The 11,278-nt window shown below is 72.1% G+C and carries 12 protein-coding genes; 10 read left to right on the forward strand and 2 right to left on the reverse strand.

Annotated features, from left to right (window positions below; genetic code table 11):
* Positions 1-332 precede the first annotated feature (332 nt).
* From F8271_RS26105 to F8271_RS26135, 7 genes are all read left to right on the forward strand, one after another.
* Entirely contained in the window at positions 333-1,028 is a 696-nt protein-coding gene (locus F8271_RS26105; protein ID WP_255473736.1) for a TIGR03936 family radical SAM-associated protein, read from the forward strand.
* Between the two features lie 131 nt (positions 1,029-1,159).
* Complete coding sequence (locus F8271_RS26110) at positions 1,160-4,252, forward strand: Rne/Rng family ribonuclease (RefSeq protein ID WP_151492473.1); 3,093 nt, start codon at positions 1,160-1,162, stop codon at positions 4,250-4,252.
* A 98-nt stretch (positions 4,253-4,350) separates the two neighbouring features.
* Entirely contained in the window at positions 4,351-4,839 is a 489-nt protein-coding gene (locus F8271_RS26115; RefSeq protein WP_151492474.1) for a hypothetical protein, read from the forward strand.
* A 166-nt stretch (positions 4,840-5,005) separates the two neighbouring features.
* Entirely contained in the window at positions 5,006-5,320 is a 315-nt protein-coding gene (rplU, locus tag F8271_RS26120) for a 50S ribosomal protein L21 (RefSeq protein ID WP_007464063.1), read from the forward strand.
* 11 nt (positions 5,321-5,331) lie between these two features.
* Entirely contained in the window at positions 5,332-5,586 is a 255-nt protein-coding gene (gene rpmA, locus F8271_RS26125; RefSeq protein WP_074313740.1) for a 50S ribosomal protein L27, read from the forward strand.
* A 97-nt stretch (positions 5,587-5,683) separates the two neighbouring features.
* Positions 5,684-7,153: a GTPase ObgE gene (gene obgE / locus F8271_RS26130; RefSeq protein WP_151492475.1), complete on the forward strand. Its 1,470-nt coding sequence runs from the start codon at positions 5,684-5,686 to the stop codon at positions 7,151-7,153.
* Between the two features lie 70 nt (positions 7,154-7,223).
* The gene (locus F8271_RS26135; RefSeq protein WP_151492476.1) at positions 7,224-7,673 is read left to right on the forward strand and encodes a GNAT family N-acetyltransferase; all 450 of its coding nucleotides are present in this window, start codon (positions 7,224-7,226) and stop codon (positions 7,671-7,673) included.
* Between the two features lie 29 nt (positions 7,674-7,702).
* Here the strand turns inward: F8271_RS26135 and F8271_RS26140 are convergent, their stop codons facing one another.
* Both F8271_RS26140 and F8271_RS26145 read right to left on the reverse strand, forming a co-directional pair.
* Positions 7,703-8,362, reverse strand: coding sequence for a DUF6766 family protein (locus tag F8271_RS26140; protein ID WP_151492477.1), 660 nt, complete (start codon positions 8,360-8,362; stop codon positions 7,703-7,705).
* 72 nt (positions 8,363-8,434) lie between these two features.
* Positions 8,435-8,926, reverse strand: a complete 492-nt coding sequence (locus F8271_RS26145) for a DUF4383 domain-containing protein (protein WP_151492478.1) — start codon at positions 8,924-8,926, stop codon at positions 8,435-8,437.
* Between the two features lie 230 nt (positions 8,927-9,156).
* On the opposite strand from F8271_RS26145, the gene F8271_RS26150 reads away from it, so the two are divergent.
* From F8271_RS26150 to F8271_RS26160, 3 genes are read left to right on the forward strand one after another with little or no spacing between them, the layout of a single operon-like run.
* The gene (locus F8271_RS26150; protein WP_151492479.1) at positions 9,157-9,981 is read left to right on the forward strand and encodes a hypothetical protein; all 825 of its coding nucleotides are present in this window, start codon (positions 9,157-9,159) and stop codon (positions 9,979-9,981) included.
* 31 nt (positions 9,982-10,012) lie between these two features.
* On the forward strand, positions 10,013-10,480 hold the full coding sequence (locus F8271_RS26155; protein ID WP_151492480.1) for a phage holin family protein: 468 nt from the start codon (positions 10,013-10,015) through the stop codon (positions 10,478-10,480).
* Positions 10,477-11,115, forward strand: a complete 639-nt coding sequence (locus F8271_RS26160) for a DUF3618 domain-containing protein (RefSeq protein ID WP_151492481.1) — start codon at positions 10,477-10,479, stop codon at positions 11,113-11,115. The genes F8271_RS26155 and F8271_RS26160 overlap by 4 nt, the downstream gene beginning before the upstream one ends.
* The last annotated feature ends 163 nt before the right edge of the window (positions 11,116-11,278 follow it).

Here is an 11,278-nt window from a genome sequence, read left to right on the forward strand (position 1 = left end):
GGCGGGGTACACCCCGCCCGGTGCGACGCCGCCTGCCCCGCCGCGGGAGCGGTAGCCCGGCTCCGATCGTCCGTGGCCGGCCGGTGACCTGCGGGGTCGCCGGCCGGCCCTCGACGTTCTGGCGGGCCGACACGACCCCGCTGACCGGTTTGCGCCGGTTCATCGGCCCGGTCCCGCCGCCCCCGGTTGCGCACCGTCACGAGCCCTGCGCCAGGATGGGCGGACACGCAGGTACACCCGAGGAGCCCACGATCGCCAGAAAGCCTCAACCCGAGGGCGGCCAGGCACCGGTCGTCCAGCGCGTCCGCATCCGGTACGCCAAGCGCGGACCACTGCGGTTCACCTCGCACCGGGACTTCGCCCGGGCCTTCGAGCGTGCGCTGCGTCGGGCCGCCGTGCCGATCGCCTTCTCCCAGGGTTTCACGCCGCACCCGAAGATCTCCTACGCCAGTGCCGCGCCCACCGGCGTCGCCAGCGAGGCCGAGTACCTGGAGATCGGCCTCCAGGCGCCGGTCGACCCGCAGGAGTTGCGGGCCGCGTTGGACGCCGCGCTCTCGCCCGGCCTGGACGTGCTGGACGCTGTGATCGCCGACGGGGGGAGCCTGCCGGACCGGATCGAGGCCTCGCACTGGCACATCGAGTTGCCCGAGGTCGACCACGCCGTGCTGCGCGCCGCCGTGGACGCCTTCACCGCCGCCGACGAGGTGCTGGTGGAGCGGATGACCAAGCAGGGCCGACGTACCTTCGATGCCCGCGCGGCCGTGATATCGATCGATGTCCTTGCCCCAACGCCGACGCCTTCCGGGGCGCCGGCCGTCCCGTGTGCGATACTCGAACTGGTCGTACGACAGGTCACCCCGTCCGTACGGCCCGATGACGTCCTTTCCGGCCTCCGCGTGGTGGCCGACCTGGAGCCGCCGGTCTCGCCGAGGGTGACCCGGCTGGCTCAGGGCACGCTGACCGCGCAGGGTGCGATCGTGGATCCGTTGGATGCGGACCGCGGCGGGGCAGCCATCGTTGGGCTCTGACCGACGGTCAGTGCTCTGGCAGGCAGACTTCGGCGGTCGCGCACCACGCGCGCCCGGCGGAAACACTTTTGCGGCGACCCTGCGTGGCAGCGCTCACCCGCGCCCGGGCTAGCCAGAACTGGAGAACGTCCATGCTCGAGAACGAGCCCGAGGGCGGCGAACGGACCGGTTCACAGCCGGCCGGTGAGACCGCCGACCAGAGCGCCACCCCCGACGGCCCCGCCGTCGCGAACCCGACTGCGGCCGCCGGCGCCGAGCCGTCCGGGGCGGGGGCCGCCGAGCCGTCCGGGGCGGAGGCCGCCGAGCCCGCCGCACCGGCGCGGCGTACCCGGGCCACCCGGCGACGGGCCGCCCCGCTCAACCAGCCGGAGCAGGCCGAGGCGCCCGTGGAGGCGTCCACCGGCGGGGCTGGCGCCGTCGAGTCGCCGCAGGCGGAGGTCTTCGCACCGGTCTCCGGTGACCTGGACGTCGCCCCGAAGACCCCCCGGCGCCGCCGCAAGGCGACCCCCGTCGAGACGACCGCCGAGGAGCCGCTGGTCGCGGCCAGCGCGGAACCTGCCTCCGCCGAGGTCGTTCCTCCGGTCAAGGTGACCCGTACCCGGCGGAAGAAGACCACGCCGGCCGTCGTCGAGGAGCCGCCGGCCGTCGAAGAGCCGCCCGCCGTCGAGGACGAGGCCGCGGAGACGCCGGCGGAGTCCGACCTGCGGGAGGCGGAGGCCGAGCTGAACGAGGCCACCCTCGCGCCGAGCGGGACCGACGCCGAGACGACCCGGACCAGCGGTGCGCAGGAGCGGTCCGGCGAGGTGCCGCCGGGCGTGGCCGTGGCCGCGGTGTCGGATGAGCCGGTCGAGCCGACCGAGGTCATCGAGCCGGAGCAGCCACGTACCCGCCGCCGTCGCGCGGCGCTCACCGCGCCCACCGTGCTGTTCATGGCGCCGCAGCCGGACGCCGTCCCGGTGACCCGGCCGGCGGAGCCCGCCCCGGTCGCCGAGGAGCCGGCCGTGGAGGCCGAGCCGTCCCGCCGTCGCCGGCGCGGTCGCCGCGACGTCGAGCCGGTGGAGCCGGTCGAGGCGATCGAGGCCGAGGAGGAGCCGACCGACGAGGCCGACGAGGCCACCGAGGCGGATGAGGACGACGAGGACAGCGCGGCCGCGCGTCGTCGCCGCCGCCGTGGACGCCGTGGTCGCGGTCGGGGCAAGGGCGGTGCCGAGGACGCCGAGGACGAGGAGTCCGAGGAGGCGGCGCAGGCCGAGGACGAGGAGACCGTCGAGGCGGAGGCCGAGGGCGACGAGGACGAGGAGTCCGAGGGCGGAGACGGGATGACCCGTCGTCGTCGGCGTCGTCGTCGCCGGGGCGCGGGCGACACGGAGGGTGCCGCCGACGACGGCGTACCGACCGTCGTCAAGATCCGCGAGCCGCGCAAGACCGTCGACGAGGTGCAGGGCGTCTCCGGCTCGACCCGGTTGGAGGCCAAGCGCCAGCGCCGCCGGGACGGCCGGGAGCAGCGGCGTACGCGTCCGCCGATCCTCAGCGAGTCGGAGTTCCTGGCGCGCCGGGAGGCGGTCGACCGGGTGATGGCGGTCCGTCAGCGCGGTGACCGCACCCAGATCGCCGTCCTGGAGGACGGCGTGCTGGTCGAGCACTACGTCACCCGCAACTCCTCCGGCACGATGGCCGGCAACGTGTACCTGGGCAAGGTGCAGAACGTGCTGCCGAGCATGGAGGCGGCGTTCGTCGACGTCGGCCGGGGCCGCAACGCGGTCCTGTACGCCGGTGAGGTCAACTGGGACACCTCCGGCCTGGAGGGGCGCGCCCGCTCGATCGAGCAGGCGTTGCGCTCCGGCGACTCGGTGCTGGTCCAGGTCACCAAGGACCCGATCGGGCACAAGGGCGCCCGACTGACCAGCCACATCGCGCTGTCCGGCCGGCACCTGGTCTACGTGCCCAACGGCAACGCCTCCGGGATCAGCCGGAAGCTGCCGGACACCGAGCGCAAGCGACTGCGCGACGTGCTCAAGAAGCTGGTCCCGGACGGCGCGGGCGTGATCGTCCGGACGGCCGCCGAGGGTGCCAGCGAGGACGAACTGGCCCGGGACGTCAAGCGGCTCCAGGCGCAGTGGGAGGACATCCAGGCCAAGGCCGCCGAGGGTGGCGCGCCGGTGCTGCTCTACGAGGAGCCCGACCTGGTCATCCGGGTCGTCCGGGACCTGTTCAACGAGGACTTCCGCGAGCTGGTGATCGAGGGCGAGCAGTCGTACGACATCGTCGAGTCGTACCTGTCGCACGTCTCCCCGGACCTGGTCGACCGGGTGCGTCGGCACGTCGGCACGAGCGACGTCTTCGCCGAGTACCGGATCGACGAGCAGATCATCAAGGGCCTGGACCGCAAGGTCTTCCTGCCCTCCGGTGGCTCGCTGGTGATCGATCGCACCGAGGCGATGACGGTGGTCGATGTCAACACCGGCAAGTACACCGGCTCCGGGGGCAACCTGGAGGAGACGGTCACCCGCAACAACCTGGAGGCGGCCGAGGAGATCGTCCGTCAGCTGCGGCTGCGGGACATCGGCGGCATCGTGGTGATCGACTTCATCGACATGGTGCTCGAGTCCAACCGTGAGCTGGTGCTGCGCCGGCTGACCGAGTGCCTGGGACGGGACCGCACCAAGCACCAGGTCACCGAGATCACCTCGCTCGGCCTGGTGCAGATGACCCGTAAGCGGATCGGCGCGGGCCTGCTGGAGGCGTTCAGCGAGACCTGCGAGTGCTGCAAGGGCCGGGGCGTCATCATCCACACCGAGCCGGTGCCGGAGAAGCCGCGTACCGGTGGGGCGGGGGAGAAGGTCAAGGCGGTCGCCTCGTCGGTCGCCGCCGCCACCCCGTCCGCCGAGCAGGGCACCGCGTCGTCCCGCCGCCGCGCCCGCAAGAGCGCGTCGGCAGAGAAGACGGTGGTCGAGATCACCGACACCGACACCGACACCGACACCACCGCCGAGCCGGACGCCGACTACGTCGACACCATGGGCTACGACCTGTCCCGCTACGAGTCGGACAGCGCCGCCGCGCCGGCCGTCTCCGACAGTCAGCAGGGCGAGTCCGCCCGGCTGGCCGCGGCGGACGACCCGGATGCGCTCGCCGACGGTGACTCCGACGAGGAGAGCACCGAGGGCGGCGCGGGCCGGCGCCGCTCCCGCCGGGGTGGCGCCCGGCGGCGGACCCGCCCCTGACGGCCTGACCGGCCCAGTGTTTGACGAGGTCCCTTCCCCGGCAATGTGACGGGGGAGGGACCTCACCGGTCCGGCCACCTTTCGGTCAGGAGAAGAAGATGCGTCGTCTGCTCGCCGTCACCGTGCTGGTCGCCGCGCTCTCCGTCGGGTCCGGCTGCGCCACCGGCGAGAGCCCGTCCGGTCCGACCAGCGGGGCGACGCCCGGGGGTGCCCCGGTCGGGTCGACCAGCACGCCCGTGGGCGGCGGGGCGGCGGCCGGCAACGCCGCCCAGGTCTGCGTCGCCGCGCGGGAGGCCGGCACCGCGGCCGTCCAGACGTACGTGGCGGAGTTGGGCCGGATGATCGCGGCGGTGGGCGCGGGGGACAGCGGCACCGCCGAGGCGGCCCGTGAGCGGGCCGAGGCGGCGCTGGCCGGCTGGCGGACCGCGCTGCGGGAGCAGTCGGCGCTGACGGCCGATCCGCAGCTCAAGACGTTGCTCACCGACATCGGCACCGAGGTCGCCGCGCTCGGCGCCGACGTCGAGTCGATCGACGAGACCGAACTCGACCCGCTCCAGCAGCGCCTCGACCAGCTCTGCGCCCGCTGACCAGGGCGGGCCGGTTTGGGGTCCGGGCGGGCGATGGCGTACTCTTGCCTGCGGCGCACTTTTGGTGTGCCGAGTTCCCGTGTGCCCACGCCGCCGTGCACTACTACCCGGCGAGCCGCCACGGGGACGACCGCCAGCAGCCTCAACGACAGGGAGTCCGCCTCCGATGTACGCGATCGTCAAGACCGGCGGCAAGCAGTACAAGGTCGCCGAGGGCGACGTGATCGAGGTCGAGAAGCTCACCGGTGCCCCCGGTGACGCGGTGAAGCTCACCGCGGTGCTCCTCGTCGACGGTGACGACCTGGTGACCGACGCGGCGAAGCTTGCCGAGGTCGCGGTGTCCGGCGAGATCGCCGCGCACACCAAGGGCCCGAAGATCCGGATCCACAAGTTCAAGAACAAGACCGGCTACCACAAGCGCCAGGGTCACCGCCAGCCGTTGACCCAGGTCAAGGTGACCGGCATCTCCAGCGGGAAGTAGGTCGTCCTCCAATGGCTCACAAAAAGGGTGCGTCCAGCTCGCGTAACGGTCGTGACTCCGCGGCCCAGCGACTCGGCGTGAAGCGCTTCGGTGGTCAGGTTGTCAGCGCCGGTGAGATCCTCATCCGGCAGCGTGGCACCAAGTTCCACCCCGGTGACCTGGTCGGCCGTGGCGGCGACGACACGCTGTTCGCGCTGTCCGCCGGTGCGGTCCTGTTCGGCACCAAGCGCGGTCGCAAGACCGTCAGCATCGTTCCGCAGCAGTAGTTCTCTTCGCTCAAGCGGGCCGCGGACCTCCGGGTCCCGGCCCGCTTAGCCTTTTTCACGACGTGCGGGGTCCGACCTCGCTGGAAGGATTCACACCGTGGCGACGTTCGTTGACCGGGTCGTTCTGCACCTGCAGGCCGGCGATGGCGGGCACGGCTGTGTCTCGATCCACCGCGAGAAGTTCAAGCCCTTCGGGGGGCCGGACGGCGGTAACGGCGGGCACGGCGGCAGCGTGTCGCTGGTGGTCGACCCGCAGGTGACCACGCTGCTCGACTTCCACTTCCACCCGCACGTCAAGGCCGACAACGGCAAGGGCGGCGCCGGGTCGAACCGGGACGGGGGCAACGGGCACAACCTGGTGCTCAAGGTGCCCAACGGCACGGTGGTGCAGACCACCGACGGCACCGTACTGGCCGACATGGTCGGCGCCGGCACCACCTTCGAGGTGGCCCGCGGCGGGCGCGGCGGGCGGGGCAACGCCTCGCTGGCCAACGCCAAGCGCAAGGCTCCGGGCTTCGCCGAGCTGGGGGAGCCCGGCGACCAGTTGGACATCGTGCTGGAGCTCAAGAGCGTCGCCGACGTGGGCCTGGTGGGCTTCCCGTCGGCCGGCAAGTCGTCGCTGATCTCGGTGATCTCCGCGGCGAAGCCGAAGATCGCCGACTACCCGTTCACCACCCTGGTGCCCAACCTCGGTGTGGTCCGGATGGACAACCACACCTTTACCGTCGCCGACGTGCCGGGTCTTATCCCGGGCGCGGCCACCGGCAAGGGGCTGGGCCTGGAGTTCCTGCGGCACATCGAGCGCTGCGCGGTGCTGGTGCACGTCATCGACTCGGCGACCCTGGAGCCGGGCCGTGACCCGGTCGCCGACATCGACGCCATCGAGGCCGAGCTGAGCCAGTACGGCGGGCTGACCGACCGCCCGCGGCTGGTGGCCGTGAACAAGGTCGACGTGCCGGACGGCCGGGACCTGGCCGAGATCGTCCGCCCGGACCTGGAGGAGCGCGGCTACCGGGTGTTCGAGGTCTCCGCGGCCACCCGCGAGGGGCTCAAGGAGCTGACGTACGCGATGGCCGAGCTGGTCGACGCGGAGCGCAAGGCCGCGCCTCCGGCCGAGCCGACCCGGATCGTGATCCGGCCGCTGGCCGTGGACGACGACGGCTTCACCATCACGAGCGAGGCGGACGGCTCGTACACCGTCCGTGGCGTACGGCCGGAGCGGTGGGTCAAGCAGACCAACTTCGACAACGACGAGGCGGTCGGCTACCTGGCCGACCGGCTGGCGCGGCTCGGTGTCGAGGACAAGCTCGCCAAGGCCGGCGCGCAGCCCGGTGACCTGGTCCGTATCGGGGAGCGCGAGTTCGACTGGCAGCCGACGCTCTTCGCCGGTGTGGAGTTCGTGCCCGGTAACCGGGGTACCGACATCCGGCTGGAGGAGAAGTCCAACCGGGCGTCGGCGGCGGAGCGGCTCGCCGCGCGCAAGGCCCGCCGGGTGCGGTCGGCCGACGAGGTGGGTGCGGACGCGTCCGACGACGAGCCCATCGACGACGAGGACGACGCCGAGTAGCCGGTTGCGCTCCGTGATCGGGTTGATTGCCGGAAACCTTCGCGAAATCCACCCGGCCTAGCGTTGGGTGATGCTGATCGAGTCGCGGCCCGCCACCGATCCGGAGATCGCCGCTCTGCTCGTCGCCCAGCAGCGTGAGCTGCGTGAGGCCGACGGTGGGTTGGACGGGCAGGTGTTCGTCCCCCATGACGACGTCCGCTACCTCGCGGTGGTGGTGAACGGCCGGGCGGTCGCCTGCGGCGGCCTCCAGGCGCTCGACGCCGCCACCGGCGAGGTCAAGCGGATGTACGTCCGGCCGGCGTACCGGGGGCGGGGCATCGCCCGCCAACTGCTCGCCGCGCTGGAGGAGTGCGCGTTCCGGCAGGGCCACTCGGTGGTCTGCCTGGAGACGGGCACGTACCTGCCGGCCGCCATCGGGCTGTACACCTCGTGTGGCTACGAGCCGATCCCGGTCTACGGCGAGTACGTGGGCAACCCGTACAGCGTCTGTTTCGCCAAGCGGCTCCCGGTCGCGGCCTGAGCGCAGGTCGGGCGCGTGGGCCTGGGTGTCTACGCGCCGGTGGTGGCGTGGGATACGGTGACCGGCTTCGACTCCGGTGAGGCGTGTTGGCGCAGGACGATGCTCAGCAGGATGAGGGCGCCCACCGCGAGGAACTCGCTCTGCCAGTTCTGCATCGACTGGAACCAGAAGTCGCTGGTGCGCAGGAACTCCCACACCCCGATCGGCGGCGCCCCGCTCTGCAACGCCTGTTCCTGGTTGTACGCGGCGGTGCCGCCGAGCAGGTGCCCGACGAACGAGCCGGCGAAGATCAGCAGCAGCGCGAGGGAGAGGCTGTTGCGGTAGACCACCAGGGGCAGTCCGCCGGCGCGTACCGGCCAGGGTGACTGCGCGGTGGCGCGGCGCTCGTCGTCCTCGGGCCGGTCGGTCTGGTCCACCGGTTTCGACTCGGCCGAGCCGCGCTGCACCAGGTATGCGGTGAGCAGCACGTACCCGCCCATCTGGAGGAACTCCGACTCCCAGTTCTCGAAGACCGCCTCGACGAAGTGGCCGCTGGTCAGGTACGCCGGCCAGCTCAGCGGCGCGGCACCGAACTCGGTCAGCTCCTCGTTGTGGGTCTGCCAGCCGAAGACGCTCTGCAACACCAGGAAGACCAGGAACGCGCCCAGCATGGCGACGGTCAGCGCGTTGTCGCGTAACCAACGGGGCATCTCGTTACCTCCCTCGCGGATCGCCCCCGGATACCCACACCCCGACGGCCGCGAAACCGCCCCAGCGGCAGGTCAGGGCCGGTCGGCCGGGGTGTCCAGCCGCCCGCCGGTGCCCGCCTGGTTGGAGAGCAGCAGCCCGAGCGCGAGCATCCCGAAGCCGAGCGCGAGGTGCAACCAGTTGTCGGCGTCGTTGACCGGCAGGATGTTCGCCCCGCCCTCCGGGTTGATGGCCTCGATCGCCAGGCCGTACAGCCAGAGGACGAGGTAGATCGCGCCGCCGCCGGCCAGGAACACGCGGGCGCCGCCGACGCTGCGGGCCAGCACCAGGCCGGCCAGCCCGAACAGCAGGTGCACCGCGTTGTGCAGGATCGACACCTGGAACAGCCCGAGCAGCCGTGCGTCCGAGTGATGCCCGGCGAAGGTCAACTCGCCGTAGTCGGTGGTGATGCCGGGGATGTAGCCGAGGATGCCGATCAGCAGGAAGACCCCGGCCACGGCGAGCGCGGCCACCTGCACCCGGGGTCGCGGGCCGGGCGGCCGGCCACCTCGCGCGTCTCGTGCCATCGCTGCCCCCTCCGTGGATCTGCCGGCCCTGCGAACCTCACTGTCCGCGGCGGCGATGTGACGCAGCCCGACGATCCTCCATTTTGAAGTCGATCCGGTCGGCGGCGCAGAGAAATGCACGAAGAGGTATGGAAGAGGAAACGGAGGGTAGGTGAAGTGGTGGCGGCCGCGGAGACGCGGCCACATCCCCCCAGCACAACCGCGACGACTTTCCGAGCGGAAGGGAAATCATGACCTACGATCTGTCACCTACGACTTCCACCTACGGACAGCAGTCGACCAACGGCGGTGGCGTCCGCGAGCAGGCCCGCCAGGTCGGGTCGGAGGCCGCTCACGCCGGTGGCGCGGTCGCGCAGACAGCCAAGGAGCAGGGCACCGAGGTCGGCCGCGAGGCGGCCCGGCAGGCCCGCAACCTGTACGGCGAGGCGCGTACCCAGCTCACCAGCCAGGCCGGCGAGCAGCAGCGCCGCGCGGCGACCGGGTTGCGTTCGCTGGCCGACGAGATGCGCTCGATGGCCGAGCAGGGTGGCCAGGCCGGTCCGGTGAGCGAGCTGGCCCGCCAGGCCGCCGACCGGGTGCACGGTGTGGCCGGCTGGCTGGACGAGCGCCAGCCCGGCGACCTGATCACCGAGGTACGCGACTACGCCCGCCGTAACCCGGGCACCTTCCTGGTCGGCGCCGCCGTGCTCGGTGTGCTGGCCGGGCGGCTGACCCGCAGCATCTCCGCGGCCGGTGACGACTCGGGCAGCGTGTCCCCGAGCTACCGCGGCGCCGGGGCGTACGACCCGGAGCGGACCGCGGTGATCCCGACGCAGGCGGACACCGTCCCGCAGGGCGGTCACCTCGACCCGACCCCGGGCACGTACGCCGCGCCGACCTCCGGTGGCTACGCAGACCCGACGCCCGGTGGTTACACCGACCCGGCGCCCGGCGGCTACACCGACCCCGTCCGGGGTGAGCACCCGGAGCACACCGGCACCGGGCAGCCGCTGCCGCCGGTGAGCCAGACCGACCCGCTGCCGGGCGTGCCGTCCAGCGGCACCACCCGCCCGTGAGCCACCGAGTCATCCGAAGGGAGGCGACGGCATGACCATGCCGACGCAGGGGTCCGGGTTGGACTCCGGGTACCGGCCCGACGCGGGTGCCCCGCACACCGCGGCGGATGTGAAGAGCAGCTCGCTCGGTGAGCTGATGCGCCAGGTGACCAGCGACCTGTCGACGCTGATGCGTCAGGAGGTGGAGCTGGCCAAGGCGGAGATCCGTCAGGAGGGCAAGAAGGCCGGCAAGGCCGCCGGGCTCTTCGGCGGTGCCGGCTTCGGTGGCTACATGGTGGCGCTGTTCGTGTCCATCGCCGTGTGGCAGTTCTTGGACAACGTCATGGACTCCGGCCTGGCCGCGTTGATCGTGGCCGTGATCTGGGCCGTGGTCGCGGCCGTCCTCTACTCGATGGCCAAGAAGAACGCCCAGCACGTACGCGGCCTCAAGCAGACCAACGACAGCGTGCAGCGGATCCCCGACGCGCTCAAGCCGCACCCGGAGGGAGTCACCCGATGAGCACCGATCCCGACCAGATCCGCCGGGAGATCGAAGCCACCCGCAACAGCCTCAGCTCCGATGTGGACGCGTTGGCGTACAAGGTCAGCCCCAGCCGCATCGTCGACGACCGCAAGCAGCGGGCCCGTTCCGCGTTGCAGAATGTGAGGGACAAGGTCATGGGAACCGCGTCTGACCTCGGCCACGGCACCGGCCACGCCGCCCACTCGGTGGGCGACCGCGCCTCGTCGGCGGCCTCCAGCGTCAGCGACGCCGCGCACTCGGCGGCCTCCACCGTCAGCGACGCCGCGCACAGCGCGCCGCGGGTGATCCGGCAGAAGTCCCAGGGCAACCCCCTCGCCGCCGGCCTGATCGCGTTCGGGGTGGGCTGGCTGGCCTCCTCGCTGATCCCGGCCTCGCGTCGGGAGCAGCAGGCCGCCGTCCAGGTCAAGGAGAAGGTCAGCGAGCACAGCGGGGCGGTGAAGGAGAAGCTGGGTGAGGTGGCCAGCGAGCTCAAGCAGGAGCTGCGCGAGCCGGCCCAGCACGCCGCCGAGTCGGTGAAGTCCACCGCTCAGGACGCCGTGCACGCCGTCCGGGACGACTCGAAGTCCGCCGCGCACGACGTGAAGGACACCGTCCAGCAGTCCCGCCCCTGACCCACGCACCCGACAGCTCGCGGCCACCGTCCCCGGTGCCCGCGAGCTGTCGCGTGTCACCCCCTCCGACGTCCGCGATCGTGCGGCTCCTGGTGCAATTTTGTCGAGCCGTGCGGCTTTTGTCCCAGCAGAAAGTGCAGGATCGCGGACGTCGGAGGGGGTG

The sequence above is a fragment of the Micromonospora sp. ALFpr18c genome, assembly GCF_008868155.1.
GTDB lineage: Bacteria > Actinomycetota > Actinomycetes > Mycobacteriales > Micromonosporaceae > Micromonospora.

Excerpts from the sequence above, each read along its gene's own strand:
- rplU (WP_007464063.1), top strand. The coding sequence starts at position 5,006 with ATGTACGCGATCGTCAAGACCGGCGGCAAGCAGTACAAGGTCGCCGAG.
- F8271_RS26145 (WP_151492478.1), bottom strand. The coding sequence starts at position 8,926 with ATGGCACGAGACGCGCGAGGTGGCCGGCCGCCCGGCCCGCGACCCCGG.
- F8271_RS26155 (WP_151492480.1), top strand. The coding sequence starts at position 10,013 with ATGACCATGCCGACGCAGGGGTCCGGGTTGGACTCCGGGTACCGGCCC.
- F8271_RS26140 (WP_151492477.1), bottom strand. The coding sequence starts at position 8,362 with ATGCCCCGTTGGTTACGCGACAACGCGCTGACCGTCGCCATGCTGGGC.
- rpmA (WP_074313740.1), top strand. The coding sequence starts at position 5,332 with ATGGCTCACAAAAAGGGTGCGTCCAGCTCGCGTAACGGTCGTGACTCC.
- F8271_RS26150 (WP_151492479.1), top strand. The coding sequence starts at position 9,157 with ATGACCTACGATCTGTCACCTACGACTTCCACCTACGGACAGCAGTCG.
- F8271_RS26160 (WP_151492481.1), top strand. The coding sequence starts at position 10,477 with ATGAGCACCGATCCCGACCAGATCCGCCGGGAGATCGAAGCCACCCGC.
- F8271_RS26110 (WP_151492473.1), top strand. The coding sequence starts at position 1,160 with ATGCTCGAGAACGAGCCCGAGGGCGGCGAACGGACCGGTTCACAGCCG.
- F8271_RS26115 (WP_151492474.1), top strand. The coding sequence starts at position 4,351 with ATGCGTCGTCTGCTCGCCGTCACCGTGCTGGTCGCCGCGCTCTCCGTC.
- F8271_RS26135 (WP_151492476.1), top strand. The coding sequence starts at position 7,224 with ATGCTGATCGAGTCGCGGCCCGCCACCGATCCGGAGATCGCCGCTCTG.